The sequence below is a fragment of the Aquilutibacter rugosus genome (assembly GCF_036541335.1).
GTDB lineage: Bacteria > Pseudomonadota > Gammaproteobacteria > Xanthomonadales > Xanthomonadaceae > Aquilutibacter > Aquilutibacter rugosus.
In genome coordinates this window covers 472,501-486,967 of record NZ_JAZHBO010000001.1, presented here as the reverse complement: position 1 = coordinate 486,967, position 14,467 = coordinate 472,501, and the positions used below count along the sequence as shown (strand labels likewise).

At 60.3% G+C, this 14,467-nt stretch carries 12 protein-coding genes and 2 pseudogenes (1 of these 14 cut by a window edge); 7 read left to right on the top strand and 7 right to left on the bottom strand.

Annotated features, from left to right (window positions below; translation table 11 throughout):
• Positions 1-34 precede the first annotated feature (34 nt).
• On the top strand, positions 35-910 hold the full coding sequence (locus tag V3390_RS02325) for an NAD(P)-dependent oxidoreductase (protein WP_331703207.1): 876 nt from the start codon (positions 35-37) through the stop codon (positions 908-910).
• A 100-nt stretch (positions 911-1,010) separates the two neighbouring features.
• On the opposite strand, the gene V3390_RS02320 is transcribed toward V3390_RS02325, so the two are convergent.
• The 4 genes from V3390_RS02320 to radC all read right to left on the bottom strand — a co-directional run bounded on the left by V3390_RS02320 (position 1,011) and on the right by radC (position 5,200).
• Positions 1,011-1,556 carry an NADPH-dependent FMN reductase gene (locus tag V3390_RS02320; protein WP_331703206.1) on the bottom strand — a complete coding sequence of 182 codons (546 nt, stop codon included), beginning with the start codon at positions 1,554-1,556 and terminating at the stop codon, positions 1,011-1,013.
• A gap of 34 nt (positions 1,557-1,590) precedes the next feature.
• Positions 1,591-2,742 (bottom strand): SPOR domain-containing protein, encoded by a 1,152-nt coding sequence (locus V3390_RS02315; protein ID WP_331690123.1) that lies wholly within the window; start codon positions 2,740-2,742, stop codon positions 1,591-1,593.
• 2 nt (positions 2,743-2,744) lie between these two features.
• Complete coding sequence (gene argS, locus V3390_RS02310; protein ID WP_331703205.1) at positions 2,745-4,433, bottom strand: arginine--tRNA ligase; 1,689 nt, start codon at positions 4,431-4,433, stop codon at positions 2,745-2,747.
• 92 nt (positions 4,434-4,525) lie between these two features.
• On the bottom strand, positions 4,526-5,200 hold the full coding sequence (radC, locus tag V3390_RS02305) for a RadC family protein (RefSeq protein WP_331690121.1): 675 nt from the start codon (positions 5,198-5,200) through the stop codon (positions 4,526-4,528).
• Between the two features lie 104 nt (positions 5,201-5,304).
• Between radC and coaBC the strand changes: the two are divergent.
• The 3 genes and pseudogenes from coaBC to V3390_RS02290 form a co-directional block, all read left to right on the top strand.
• A pseudogene (coaBC, locus tag V3390_RS02300) lies at positions 5,305-6,551 on the top strand (bifunctional phosphopantothenoylcysteine decarboxylase/phosphopantothenate--cysteine ligase CoaBC).
• Positions 6,548-7,006: a dUTP diphosphatase gene (dut, locus tag V3390_RS02295; RefSeq protein ID WP_331703204.1), complete on the top strand. Its 459-nt coding sequence runs from the start codon at positions 6,548-6,550 to the stop codon at positions 7,004-7,006. Before coaBC ends, dut begins: the two are co-directional and overlap by 4 nt.
• 102 nt (positions 7,007-7,108) lie before the next feature.
• A pseudogene (locus V3390_RS02290) lies at positions 7,109-8,506 on the top strand (phosphomannomutase/phosphoglucomutase); the annotation flags it as partial.
• A 40-nt stretch (positions 8,507-8,546) separates the two neighbouring features.
• Here the strand turns inward: V3390_RS02290 and pyrE are convergent.
• Positions 8,547-9,209 (bottom strand): orotate phosphoribosyltransferase, encoded by a 663-nt coding sequence (pyrE, locus tag V3390_RS02285; protein WP_331703203.1) that lies wholly within the window; start codon positions 9,207-9,209, stop codon positions 8,547-8,549.
• A 67-nt stretch (positions 9,210-9,276) separates the two neighbouring features.
• Between pyrE and V3390_RS02280 the strand changes: the two genes are divergently transcribed.
• On the top strand, positions 9,277-10,098 hold the full coding sequence (locus tag V3390_RS02280; protein WP_331703202.1) for an exodeoxyribonuclease III: 822 nt from the start codon (positions 9,277-9,279) through the stop codon (positions 10,096-10,098).
• On the top strand, positions 10,076-11,407 hold the full coding sequence (locus V3390_RS02275) for an AmpG family muropeptide MFS transporter (RefSeq protein WP_331703201.1): 1,332 nt from the start codon (positions 10,076-10,078) through the stop codon (positions 11,405-11,407). Before V3390_RS02280 ends, V3390_RS02275 begins: the two co-directional genes overlap by 23 nt.
• Before the next feature lie 18 nt (positions 11,408-11,425).
• Here V3390_RS02275 and V3390_RS02270 read toward each other — a convergent pair whose 3' ends face one another.
• The gene (locus tag V3390_RS02270; RefSeq protein WP_331703200.1) at positions 11,426-12,535 is read right to left on the bottom strand and encodes an anhydro-N-acetylmuramic acid kinase; all 1,110 of its coding nucleotides are present in this window, start codon (positions 12,533-12,535) and stop codon (positions 11,426-11,428) included.
• Complete coding sequence (locus tag V3390_RS02265) at positions 12,535-14,013, bottom strand: M23 family metallopeptidase (RefSeq protein WP_331703199.1); 1,479 nt, start codon at positions 14,011-14,013, stop codon at positions 12,535-12,537. Before V3390_RS02265 ends, V3390_RS02270 begins: the two co-directional genes overlap by 1 nt.
• A 120-nt stretch (positions 14,014-14,133) precedes the next feature.
• On the opposite strand from V3390_RS02265, the gene tyrS reads away from it, so the two are divergent.
• On the top strand, positions 14,134-14,467 hold the 5' portion of the coding sequence (gene tyrS / locus V3390_RS02260; RefSeq protein WP_331703198.1) for a tyrosine--tRNA ligase. Its footprint extends 911 nt past the window's final position; only the first 334 of its 1,245 coding nucleotides appear in the window; it begins with the start codon at positions 14,134-14,136; its stop codon lies beyond the right edge, outside the window.

Genomic DNA, 14,467 nt, shown 5'->3' with positions numbered 1-14,467 from the left:
TGATACTTCGAACGAAGTGAGAAGTGAGGAAAAAATGAGAGTTGGACTGATCGGCCTTGGCGCAATGGGTGGCCCAATGGCGCAGCATTTGGCGGCGGCCGGTTTGCTGTCCATCGTCGGTAACCGTAGCCTGCAGAAGGTCACGGATTTCGTTGCAACGCATGAACGCATCCATGGCGCTTCGGGACCGCAGGACTTTTCGAACTGCGATGTGGTCATTCTCAATGTCTCTCTCGACGCCGATGTATTGCAGAACGTGCATGCATTGGCCGAGGTGCTGCAGCCCGGCAGCATGGTCATGGATCATTCGACGGTGTCCGTGCAGACGGCGCGCGATGCGGCAGCTTGTCTGGCCGGAAAAGGTATCGCGTTTGTCGATGCGCCGGTCAGCGGCGGTGTCGAGGGCTCCCGTAACGGCAAACTGTCGGTGATGGTTGGTGCCGAGGCGGATGCCCTCGAGCGCGTCATGCCATTGCTCAATACCTACGCTGCGCGCGTTACGCACATGGGCGAGGTCGGCAGCGGCCAGGCCACCAAGGCCGTCAATCAGATCATGGTGGCAGGCATCAATGAGGCCGTGTGCGAAGCGCTAGCCCTAGCCGAAGCGCTGCAGCTCGATCCGGCCAAGTTAATCCCGACGCTGATGAGCGGCGCGGCCAGTAACTGGTTTCTCGACAAACGCGGCGTCACCATGCTGAACTCGCAGTTCACGCCGGGCTTCAAGAACGCGCACATGCTCAAGGACCTGCGCATCGTGCAGGGCATGGCCGACAGCCTGGGGCTTAACTTGCCCGCTTTACGACAGGCCGAATCCGATTACGCCGAGCTGGCAGAATCGCGCGCCTTGCCCGACGCGGATACCTCATCGCTGATCAGCCTGAAGCGCAAAAATGGGGACGGAGGCAATTAATTCCCCTTAACAATTGGCGGGGTGGCCGCGGCGCATCGCGCCAGCCCAAACCCTACGCCTTCAATTGTTAAGCAGAATTAATTGCCTCCGTCCCCATTTCTCACACCCAGGCGGTGAAGGATTCGACGTAGTTCGCGACGGACTTGGCGGCGCGCTCGTCATTGACGGTCCCGTCTTCGGCGATGGTGTCCTCGTTGGCGCCGCCAATCGTGACTAGAGCGCCCGTAAAGACCTCGCAGCCAAAGTAGCGCAGCACCTGCAGCCAGGCGGTTTGCGACAGCATGGTGCCGAAGCCACCCATACCAATGCCAACCAGGCCCACTTTGCGGCCGCTGAAGATCGCGGTCTTGTCGGCGCGCGACAACCAGTCAATCGCATTCTTGAAAACGCCGGGAATGCCGTGGTTGTATTCGGGCGTGACCAGCACGATGGCATCGGCGGCAAGGATCTGTTCCTTGAGCGCAGTCACTGCGGCGGGGATGCCGTCGGCGGCTTCGACATCGCCGTTGTACAGCGGAATGCCGTCCAGCGTGGCGACCGTCACCTTGGTGCCCGCGGGTGCCTGTTTAGCAATGGCCTTGGCCAGGCGGGTGTTGAACGAGCCTTTGCGTAGGCTACCGGAAATTGCGAGAACGTTTTTCGACATAGAAACGGACTCCGGATGACACCCGAATTCGGGATCAGTTGATGTGGACTTCCATGGCGTTGACACCGCCACCGCTGAGTTTACGCTTGGCAGCGCTCAGCTCCGATGAGTTCTCGGCATAGGGTCCCAGACGGACCCGATAAACGCTCTTGCCCGCATTGGTCGAGGATTCGACCCGGGCGCCAAGACCCAACATGGCGATCTTGGCTTTGACCTTTTCGGCCTGACCCTTGTCGCTAAACGCACCGGCCTGCACCAGCACCTTGCTGTTCGAACTGGCCGAAGCGGCTGCGGGCGCTGCCGACGTCGTCTTGCTGACGGCCGGTTTCTCAAACGTGCGGGTCGGATCCAGCGATGCGGCAGGCATCACCATGGCCACGCCTTTGCCGACCGCCGTGACGTCCGGGTTCTTGGCATAGGCGGCAACCGCCTTCGCCTTCGGCTTGGGGGCTTCGGCAACGGTTGTAGCAGCGGCCTTAACCGGACGATCCTTGACCGAAGGCGTCACCGCAGCGACCGGCTTGGGCAGCGCCTTCGTTTCGGCGGGCTTGGTTTCGACAGTGGCCGGCTTGGCGCTGGCAGCGGGTGCCGACAACGTCGTCTTGGGGGCAGTAGTCGAAGCGGCACGCGGCACATTGACTGCTACCGGCTTGGGCAGGGTGGCTGCGGGTGCATTGGCATCCGGCATCACGACCACGCCTGCATCGGCTTGCGAACCCGCGACACTGGCAGCGAGCGCAGCGGCTTCGGCCTTCTTGCGGGCAGAGGCCTCGGCTTGCGAACGACGACGCGCCTCGGCCTGGTTCAATGCGGCCTGCTGCTCAGGCGTCATCTCCACTTCTTTATTGGCCAGCACGTTGTAGAAATCGAACTCAGTGCCTTCCTCCGTCGATTCAGCAGCCGGCTCCGCAGCGGTCGCCGAGTCCGAAGACTTGGCCACCACGCCATCGCCATCGGCAACGCGCTGCTCCGTAGCCATCGAGACCGGCTCGGCATCGGCATTGGGCTTGGGCCGCAGGAAGCTGTCGGTACCGTCCTCTTTCAGGAGCTTGGGCGCGCCGAATAGCACGGCGGCACCGATCGCGGCGCCGACCACAAACACGGTCGAAGGGGACAGGCCACCACCACGACGCTGGGGTGCAGCGCTGCGACGAGCTTGAGTTTTAGTGTTGCGACGGGTTGCCATGATTACATTACCTCGGGTGCGCTGATGCCCAGCAGTTGCAGTCCATTGGCCAACACTTGCCGCGTGGCTTGTGCCAGTACCAAACGCGCATCCCGCACGTTCGAGTCATCCACCAGGAACTGGTGGTCGTTGTAGTACGACTGGAAGGCCTGCGCCAGTTCCAGCACGTAGGCCGCAATCAGATGCGGCTCCAGATCACGTCCCGCCGCGGCCACCACATCGGGGAAGCGCAGCAAGGTCAGAATCAGTTCGTGTGCCGCGCGATCATCGAGATCCAGCGGCTGCTTCAGCCCATTGTCACGATCGAAGGACAGACCGCGCTCTGCCAGCTGGCGGAACACACCGCAGATCCGCGCATGTGCCACCTGCACGTAGTACACCGGATTGTCCAGCGTCTGCGACTTGGCCAGGTCAATATCAAAGGTCAGCTGCGAGTCGGGCTTGCGGGCCACCAGGAACCAGCGCGTCGCATCGGCACTGGTTTCTTCGATGAGATCCCGTAGCGTGATGTAATCGCCGGCGCGCTTGGAGACCTTGACCTCTTCGCCATTGCGCATCACGGTGACCATCTGGTGCAGCACGTACTCCGGCCACTCCTTAGGAATGCCGATATCGAGTGCCTGCAGGCCGGCTTTGACCCGGGCCAGCGAACCGTGGTGGTCGCTACCGAGTTCGGTGATTGCACGCTCGTAACCGCGACGCCATTTGTTGGCGTGGTAGGCCACGTCCGGCAGGAAGTAGGTATAGGTGCCGTCGGACTTGCGCATCACGCGGTCCTTGTCGTCACCGTAATCGGTCGAGCGCAGCCACAGAGCGCCATCGGCCTCGTACGCCTTGCCGCTGTCCGTCAGGGCCTGCACCGTCTGATCCACTTGGCCGTCGGCATACAGCGACGACTCCAGGAAATAGACATCAAAGCCGATCTTGAAGGCCTCGAGATCCAGGTTCTGTTCGTTGCGTAGGGCGGCCACGGCATAACGGCGGATGGCGTCCAGGTCACTGATGTCGCCGGTCGCGGTGACTTGCTGACCCTCGACCGTGACCGACTTGCCGGCCTTGAAATCATTGGCGATGTCGCCGATGTAGCTGCCTTTGTACCAGTCGGACTGCCACTCGGCGGCATCCGGGCCGACGCCATTGGCGCGCGCCTGCACACTGAGTGCCAGATTGTTGATCTGTGCACCGGCGTCGTTGTAGTAGAACTCGCGTTTGACGTTCCAGCCGTTGGCATCGAGGATGCGCGCAATGCAGTCACCGATCACACCGGCGCGGCCATGGCCGACGTGCAGCGGCCCAGTCGGGTTGGCGCTGACAAATTCGACACCGGCGGTGCGACCCTGGCCTGACTCGTTACGGCCATAGGCGCCGTCTGCAGCCAGCAAATCGGCCAGCGACTGACGCCAGGCGGATTCCGCCAGGGTGAAATTGATGAAACCCGGGCCGGCGATTTCTGCCTTGCCAATCAGGGTATTTGCAGGAAGCGCCTGCAGCAGCTGCTCCGCCACCGCGCGCGGATTGGTGCCCGCCGGCTTGGCCAACAGCATGGCCGCATTGGTCGCAAAGTCGCCCTGTGTGCGGTTCTTGGGGTGTTCAACGACAAAATCGGGGGTTGCCAGATCGGCCGGCAAGCTGCCCTGGTCACGAAGCTGACCGACAGCACGGTTCAGCAGATCGCGGATTTGCGTTTTCACTGCGTCAAAAACCTATGGAGTTACTTTGCATGTTACCCATAAGTTACGAAAATACAACACTTTTTTAGACTTTTTCTTATTCTGACATCACCTTAGCACCAACCCAGCTTGGCCAGACTGACCGGTTCGCCATCGCCGACAATGAAGTGATCGAGCAGTCGCAGGTGTACCAGCTCCAGTGCGGCCTTCAGTTTTTGGGTCACGGCGCGGTCCGCCATGCTCGGCTCCCGCGATCCGGAGGGGTGGTTATGGCCGACCATGACCGCCGAGGCGTTGAGCTGTAGGGCCCGGCGGACCACCTCGCGCGGGTGAACCTCGGAGCCGTCAATGGTGCCGCGGAACATCTCCTCGAACAGGATGGGGCGGTGACGGGTGTCTAGAAACAGCACCGCGAACACCTCGTGCTTATGGGCGCGCAGTCGTTGCTGAAAGTATCGGCCCGCCATCAGCGGATTGCGCAGCACATCGGTCCGCTCCAGCTCGCTCTGTAAATAGCGTTGGCCCAACTCCAGGGCTGCCACCAGCAGGGCACTGCGGGCCACGCCAATGCCGCGCTGCTCGGCCAGCACGCCCGCCGGCATTTCCAGCAGCGCGCGCAGACCGCCGACCGACTGCAGCAAACCGATCGCGGTCATCACTGCCGTCTCTCCCTTCAGGCCGCTGCCTAAAAATACGGCCAGCAGCTCGGAGTCACTTAACGCGGCAGGGCCGCGCAGCATCAGTTTTTCGCGAGGGCGTTCCTCGATCGGCCATTCATTGATCTTCATGCTGCCAGCGTGCGATGACGGCCATGCCGCGCCTATCAGAGCTTGCCGCCTTGCGGTTAAGATGTCTGGACATTCAACGGCGACCAACAGGTCCACGGGTTTCCATGGCAGAAGCGCAAATTCTGGTCTGCGTGTGCGGCGGTATCGCGGCGTACAAATCAGCCGATCTGGTCCGAAGGCTGCGCGAGCGCGGCGCATCCGTCCGCGTGGCCATGACCGACGGGGCGACTCAGTTCGTGGGTCCCGCCACGTTTCAGGCAGTCAGCGGCCAACCGGTCCGACATAGCCTCTGGGATGAGAGTGCCGAGGCGGCAATGAGCCACATCGAACTGGCGCGCTGGGCCGATGCCGTGATCGTGGCGCCGGCCACCGCCAACACCCTGGCCAAACTTACCTACGGCATGGCGGATGATCTGGTCACCACCTTGTGCTTGGCCACCAAAGCGCCGATCTTTGTCGCACCCGCCATGAATCACGTCATGTACACCGCCGCGGCCACACAAGCGAACCTTGCCACACTGCGCTTGCGAGGCGTGACCGTCATCGGCCCCAACAACGGACCGCAGGCCTGCGGCGAGTTCGGACCGGGGCGCATGGCCGAACCCAACGAAATCGTGGATGCGGTCAGCGCGGCCACCGGCTTCGAAGGCAAGATCCATCGCCCGTACGACAAAGACGATCAGGGGGTTGCGTGACCTTGCCATTGCACGGATTGCATGTACTGGTTACTGCGGGACCCACTTACGAAGATATTGATCCGGCGCGGTTTATCGGTAACCGCTCCAGCGGCAAGATGGGCTTTGCCGTCGCTCAGCAGGCACAGGCGCTCGGCGCACGCGTGACGCTCGTGAGCGGACCTGTGCACCTGGACACACCGGCCAATGTCACTCGCATTGATGTGCGGTCGGCCCAACAAATGCACGATGCCGTGCTGACCGCCTTACCGGCAGACATCTACATCGGCGCGGCGGCGGTGGCGGACTATCGGCCGGCGAAATACGCTTCGATCAAGATCAAGAAGCAGAACGACGACGATGGCCTAGTGCTCGAGCTCGAGCAGACCAAGGACATTCTGAAAGTGGTTGCCAATCATGCGCAGCGGCCGGGCATTGTCTGCGGTTTTGCCGCGGAAACGCACGACGTCGAAGGCTATGCGCAAGGCAAACTTGAGCGCAAGAATCTGGATCTGATTGCCGCCAACCGCGTCGGTGTGGCCGGTAGCGGCTTTGAGTCCGACACCAACACGCTGTTCGTGTACACGCGCGGCAGTGATCAGAAACTCGTATACGGCCCGGCCTCTAAAGATGAGGTCGCGCGGCAACTGTTAGATCGGATCGTGACCCTGTTATGACTGCAAAACTGCAAGTTCGCGTGCTGGATGCGCGCTTCGGTTCCGAGTGGGAACTGCCTTCGTACGCTACACCCGGTAGTGCCGCATTGGATTTGCGGGCTGCCTTGACCGAGCCATTGACCGTGGCACCGGGGCAAACGGAACTGGTGCCGTCGGGTTTGTCGATCTATGTAGCCGATCCCGGTTTGTGCGCGATGATTCTGCCGCGCTCCGGCCTGGGCCACAAGCAAGGCCTGGTACTGGGCAACGGTACGGGTCTGATCGATTCGGATTATCAGGGGCCGTTGATGATCAGCGTGTTCAACCGTTCGCAACAGGCCTTTACCATCGCGCCCGGCGATCGCATCGCGCAGCTAGTGATCGTGCCGGTGGTGCAGGTCGAACTGGACCTGGTGGACTCGTTTACGCAAAGTGAACGCGGTGAGGGCGGCTTCGGTCACACCGGGGTGAATTAGTCTCAGTTGTCAAAGCCGGTTCGCAAGGCAATGGCATAATGGCGAAATTGTCTTTGAATTAGGGGTCTATTGCCCATGTCGCACACCACTGCCGTTGAGATTCCCGATGCTTCCGGTCGCACTTTGGCCGTGCAGCCGGGTATCTTCCGTGCCTATGACATCCGCGGGGTAGTCGGTACCGATCTGGACCAGGGCGTTGCCGTAAAAATCGGGCAGGCCATCGGTTCGGTAATGCATGACAAAGGCCTCTCGCAGATCGTGTGCGGTCGCGATGGCCGTCTGACCGGCCCGGCCCTGATGCAAGGCCTGATCGAGGGTCTCAATCTCGCCGGCATTGATGTGATTGATATCGGTCTGGCCCCCACGCCGCTGACTTATTTTGCGGCGTATTCCACCGGCACCGGTTCGTGCGTCTCGCTGACGGGTTCGCACAATCCGCCCGATTACAACGGTTTCAAGATCGTGATCGATGGTGAGACGCTGTCCGGCGATACCATCACCGCTTTGTATCAGCGCATCGCCGCCGGCGTCCTGCATCTGGCAGCGCAGCCCGGTCGCGTGGAATCGCGCGATGTCTCGCAGGACTATGTCAATCGCATCACCTCGGATGTCAAGCTGGCTCGTCCCTTGCGTGTCGTCGTAGATGCCGGCAACGGCGTGGCGGGTGAACTCGGTCCGCGTGTGTTGCGTGCCCTGGGCGCGCAAGTGACCGAACTCTACTGCGAAATCGACGGCACATTCCCCAATCACCACCCCGATCCGTCCGAGCCGCACAATCTGGTCGACCTGATTGCCGCCGTGCGCGAGCAGGGTGCAGATCTCGGTCTGGCCTTCGATGGCGATGGTGATCGTCTCGGCGTCATCACCGCCGATGGGCAGAACATTTTCCCCGATCGTCTGGCCATGTTGTATGCCCGCGATATTCTGACGCGGGAGCCCGGCGCCACCATTGTTTACGACGTGAAATGCACGGGCGCCATGCACGACTGGATTCTCAAGTCCGGTGGCGAGCCACTGATGTGGAAGACGGGCCACTCACTGGTCAAGGCCAAAATGCGCGAGACCGGTGCCGCGTTTGCCGGCGAAATGTCCGGCCACTTCTTCTTTAAGGAGCGCTGGTACGGCTTTGACGATGGCATCTACGCCGCTGCACGCACGCTGGAGATTCTGGCCAAGTCCGAGTCGCCTTCGGCCGAGCTCAATGGCTTGCCCAACGGCGTGTCCACGCCCGAGATTAAAGTGCCCCCGCCGCAGGGTAATCCGCACGCTTTCGTCGAGAGTTTTGTCGCGGCCGTGCCGTTTACCGATGCGCGTATCGCAACCATTGACGGACTGCGTGTCGACTTTGCGGATGGCTGGGGTCTGGTTCGCGCTTCCAACACCACGCCGGTGCTGGTCATGCGTTTTGAGGCCGAGAATGAGTCGGCGCTGGCCCGTATCCAGGCGCAATTCCGTCAGGCGCTCGTTGCACTCGAGCCGGAGTTAGAGCTGCCGTTCTAAGCGCGTTCTAATTGCGTTCTAAGCGCGCTCTAATTGCGTTTTATGCGCCGTAGCGTTGGCGATACGCGGCGATGGCGTCAGCATGCTGCAAGAAGCGCTCGTCGTCTGCGGTGAATGCCACCAGGTCGGCGAGCGTGGCAATGGCCAGCACCGGCACGCCCAGTTCGGCGCTCAGTGATTGCGTGGCCGATTGCGTGTTGCTCGGATCGGGTTCAATGCCGCCGGGCAACTCCTGACGATCCAGCGCGATGGCAATGCCGGCAATGTGCGCACCATTGGCGCGAATGATATCCAGCGATTCACGGATGGCGGTGCCGGCGCTGATCACATCATCAACGACCAGAACCTTGCGGCCCTGCAGCGGGGCGCCAACCAAGGTGCCGCCTTCGCCATGGTCCTTGGCCTCTTTGCGGTTGTAGGCCAGCGGCAAATCACGCCCACGCGCTGCCAGCTCGACGGCAATGGCCGTCGCCAGCGGAATGCCCTTATAGGCCGGTCCGAAAATCAGATCAAAATCGAGGCCGGCGTGTTCGATGGCATCCACATAGCCAATGGCCAGCTCGCGCATCAGGCGACCGCTGTTAAACAGACCGGCATTGAAGAAATAGGGCGACTTGCGGCCGGATTTTAGTGTGAACTCACCGAATTTCAGCGCTTGCGCGTCCAGAGCAAGGTTCAGAAAGCGGGTCTTATGGTCGGTCATCGCAAGTTCTCCTAGCTCCAGTCGGCACTGTGCGATTATAGACGCTACCTCGTTTTTCATCGACTGAATGCGCATCATCAGCTTTAACGCCAACGGTATCCGTTCGGCCGTCTCCAAAGGGTTTATGGATTGGTTTCTGTCACAGGATGCGGATGTACTCTGCATCCAGGAGACCAAGGCCCAGAAAGATCAGCTCACCGATCCGGTTTTTATTCCCGAGGGCTATCACGTCCACTTTAAAGACGCGCAGAAAAAGGGCTACAGCGGTGTGGCCATTTACTCGCGGCGTGAGCCCGACGAGGTGCGGACCGACATCGGCTGGGATCTGTTTGATGACGAGGGCCGCTATATCGAAGCGCGATTCGGCAACCTGAGCGTCGTTTCGTTCTATATCCCCTCGGGCTCGTCAAAAGAAGAGCGGCAGGACTTTAAGTACGTGGTGATGGATCGACTGCAGCCCGTGCTCGACGAGTGGTGTGCCAGCGGTCGCGATTACGTGCTGACGGGCGACTGGAACATCGTGCGCAGTGCGCTCGACATCACCAACTGGAAATCCAACCAGAAGACTTCGGGCGTGCTGCCGCACGAACGCGAGTGGATGAACCGACTGTTCGGCCACGACATCTCGCATCAGCCGCTGTCAGATCTCATCGACGGTTGCTGGGTCGACGCGTATCGCCATCTGCATCCGCAGGGCCAGGACTACACGTGGTGGTCCAACCGCGGGGCCGCCTTCGCCAAGAATGTCGGATGGCGCATCGACTACCAGTTGTGCACGCCCTCGTTGCGTGACACGATCACTGCATGTTCGGTTGCACGTGAGCCGCGCTTTTCCGATCACGCCCCATTGACGGTGGATTATGACTATGACTTCAGCAGCAACATCTGAAACCACTGATGCCGTGAGCTACAAGGGCTGGCGTGGCATTCGCCGCGCCTTTGGCACGCCTTCGGCACTGACGATGTTGCTGCTGGGCTTCGGTAGTGGCCTGCCGTTCCTGCTGATTGCCTCGCAAACGCTGTCAGTGCGCCTGCGCGATGACGGTATCGACTTAAAGAGCATTGGTCTGATTTCACTGGCCTCGTTCTTTTATCTGCTCAAGTTTGTGTGGGCGCCATTGCTCGATCGCTATAGGTTCCCGCTGCTCGGTTTCCTGGGTCGTCGTCGGTCGTGGCTGCTGATTTCGCAGATCGTGATGCTGATCGGTCTGGCGGCGCTGGCCTTCGTGCAGCCTAAAGCAGATATTCCGCACTTGGTGATGTGGGTGCTGATTGCGTCGTTTGCCGGTGCGACCATGGATACCGTGGTCGATGCGTACCGCATTGAGATTGCGCCCGAGTCGGCGCAGGCTGCACTCGCAGCGACCTATACTTTGGGTTACCGCGTCGGTCTGATTCTGGCCGGTGCTGGTGCGCTGTATTTAGCTGAGCTCGAGGGCTGGCGCCAAGCATATCTCGTTATGGCCGGTCTGATGCTGCTGCCGATTGTCACCACCTTGCTGGCGCGTGAGCCGGTCGAGCCGCAGACCACGGTGCGTCGTGAGATCAACCTCGCGCAAGCCTTTATCGAGCCCATCGCCGGTTTTTTTAAGACCAACGGCGTGCTGGTAGCGATAGCCCTGCTGGTGTTTGTGGGCTTGTACAAATTCCCCGATCAGGTCATCGGTGTGATGGCCGGTCCGTTCTATCTGGATAGCGGTTTCACCAAAGCCGATATCGCCACGGTCTCTAAGCTGTTCGGTGTGTGGATCGGTATTGCCGGTGCATTCCTGGGCGGCATCTGCGTAGCTGCTTTCGGGTTCCGCAAGATGCTGCTGGTTGCAGCCATCGGCGTGGCGCTGTCCAACATCGCCTTTATTCTGATGGCTCAGTATCCCGGTCAGATCTGGTCGTTCTACACCGCAATCCTGGCCGACAACCTGTTCCAGGGCTTTGCCGGTGTAGTGTTCATTGCATTCGCTTCGTCGCTAACCGACCGCAACTTTACCGCCACGCAATTCGCATTGCTGGTCTCTCTGGCCAATTTGCCCGGCAAGTTCGTGGGCGGTGCCTCGGGCTACATTGTCGAGGCCACTTCGTACAAGACGTTCTTTATCGTCAGTGCGCTGACCGTGGTGCCGGCATTGCTGCTGCTGGCCTGGCTGTGGAACAAGATCCACGATCCTAACGGCCAGCCTGCGGTTAAAAAGAACCCCTAAGCCTACGCCATCGGTCAATTAGGGCTGATGGATGCTGCCAAGAATTCGCGGGCCGGTTGCACCGGTGACCGCCTGGAGATTGCCGGGTTGACCTAGCAAGGTCCGCATGGCCAACCATGCAAAGGCCATTGCTTCCATGGCATCAGAGTCGATACCGAGCTCGGATGTGGTCTGCACCGACACGCCCGGCAAGGCATCACGCAGTGCCTGCATCAGCACTGAGTTTCTCGTGCCGCCGCCACAGACCAACACGCGTTGCGTTGTCGGCTGATGCGCCTTGAGTGCATCAGCGACCGTGATAACGGTTAGTGCCAACAGCGTGGCCTGCACATCAGCCGGGTTCTCGTGACCACGCAGCTGCGCACTGACCCAATTCAGATGGAACTGCTCGCGCCCCGTGCTCTTCGGTGGCGGCAGGGCAAACCATCCATCGCTCAACCAACGCTGCAGCAAATCCGCATCCACAGTGCCGCTGGCAGCGAACGCGCCGCAATCGTCATACGCATTGCCCGTGTGCAACTGACACCACGCATCCATCAGCGCATTGGCAGGACCGGTATCAAAACCGCGAACTTCACCATCACGTGGCAACAGCGTGAGATTGCCGATACCACCCAGATTGAGAATGGCGCGGTCTTCGGTTGCATCACCCAGCAACGCCGCGTGGAAGGCCGGAACCAGCGGCGCACCTTGACCGCCCGCAGCAACATCGCGACGTCTGAAATCCGCAACCGTCGTAATGCCTGTGCGTTCGGCAATCACGTTGGGGTCGCCGATTTGCAGCGTAAACGGATACATGCCGTCAAACGCAGCACCACTGGGACGATGGCGAATCGTCTGTCCATGCGAGCCGATCGCAAGCACTGCAGAGCTGTCCACATTGGCCTGGCGTAGCAGCGCCTGTGCGGCAGCGGCAAACGCTTCGGCCACCTGCACATCCAGTGTGCCGTACTCATCAAGTGACTGCAGTTCGCCACCTTGGCCCAGCGCAATCAGTCGCTCGCGCAAGTCCGCATCCCACGGATGCGTCAGCGAATGGACAAGACGGCATTGGCCATCGGCAAAATCAACCAGCGCTGCGTCAATCCCATCGGCGCTGGTGCCGGACATCAGACCAATAAATTGCATTAGCGCGAAGCGACCTTGATCGTTGGCGCCTTGCTGGCCACGGTGGGCTTGCGGCCGGCTTTGGTGTCCTGCAGCTGCTGCTGCAATTGTCGTGCGGCCGGTGACTTGTCCACGTAAATGACGTCCTCGACACTGCGGATCTTCTGCAGCGAGCCGGCCGCATAGGCCAAGAACGATTGCAGTTGTGCACCTTGCAAGGGCGCCGGTGCGTTCTTCGTCACGGTTAAAGGATTACGGTGCACACCGTTGACCCGGAACTCATAGTGCAGATGCGGGCCGGTGCTCAAACCCGTAGATCCGACATAGCCGATCACCGTACCTTGTTCCACGCGCTGCCCCGGTCGGATGCGCGCAATACGCGACATGTGTCCGTACAGGGTAGTAATACCGCGACCATGGTCCAGCACGACGGCATTGCCGTAGCCGCCATTGCGTCCGGCTGACACAACACGCGCATCACCGGCGGCCATGATTGGCGTGCCTGTGCCTGCAGCGTAGTCGAGACCTTTGTGCATGCGCATGACGCCCAGTACCGGATGTCGACGACCGCCAAAGCGTGAGCTCAAACGCGCATAAGGAATTGGGGTACGGATAAATTCTTTCTTCAGCGGACGTCCGTCGGCTGTGAAATATTCGGCCTTACCGTTCTGCTCAAAGCGATAACCGCTGTGCAGTGTATTGCCGGTGGTGAGTGTTGCGGCCAGTACCGGCGACGTGTCGACCAACTCGCCATTGCGGAACGTGCGCTCAACTACGGCGCTGAACCGATCGGTCGATGCCACATCCTGATCGATATCCACGTCGTATTTAAAGATTTCATCGGTGAGTGTGCGGATCTGCTCATCGTTGAGTCCCTGTTCGTGTGCGGAATCGATCAGCGAATCGCCAACCTGGCCGCTCAATACCACCAGGCGGCGATCGACATCGGCGGCGATGGTGTCGCGTTTTAATGTCTTGCCGGCAAACGCATAGGCCAAGGTGGAACCGTCGGCCTGCGGGAACGTGACGCCACGCAGTGTGCCTTTTACGAACTCAAATGCAACCGAGTCGCCGGTGCGTAGAGCATTCAAGCGATCGCGCACTTCAGCAAAACGGCGTAAGGCACGCGCATCGTTACGCGAGAGTTGCAGCTGTTCCAGCAACTGATCCACCGACTGGCCTTTTTCGCGGCGAATCACGACCTTGCCATCGGCATGGACACTTTGATTGGCGCTCAACTTGGGCAGCGGCAACGCAAACGATGCGTATTGCGCCTGACCGATCGCTTTGTCGCCCGGCATCTGATCAAGGCCCGGCACAATCGCACCAACCAGTGCGGCCATTGTGGCAAACACGCTGGTATGAGCCCAGTCACGACGCGTCCAGCGACCCTGGAATCCGTTGCGCAAATGCTGCGCGACGACGTGCTTATGCAAGGTGTCAAAGCGCTTGCGGCGTAGCTGTTCCTGCTGCTCGCGACTGAGGCCCGATGCGGTCATGCGTGAATCCTGCGGTAAAAAAGGGGTTTTCGCGTACGAATTCCTCTAACATTAATGATCTGCGCCCTTCACGTCAAATGAACGGAGTGCAAATCTTCCTTATTTATCAAATACTTAACAATGCAACAGCTCAACGGAACGCCCCTTACCGACGATCAGGTCAATGACGCGCTGGCACTTATCGGCCGCGGTGCCGAGGAGATCCTGAAACGAGAGGAGTTGGCCGCCAAGCTCAAGCTCGGTCGACCGCTGCGGATCAAGGCCGGTTTCGATCCGACCGCTCCGGATCTGCACTTGGGCCACACCGTGCTGCTCAATAAACTGCGCCAGTTCCAGGAGCTCGGGCATCAGGTGATCTTTCTGATCGGTGACTTCACCGGTCGCATCGGCGATCCCACCGGCAAGAACGTGACGCGCAAACCGCTGTCCGAAGACGACGTGATGCGCAACGCGG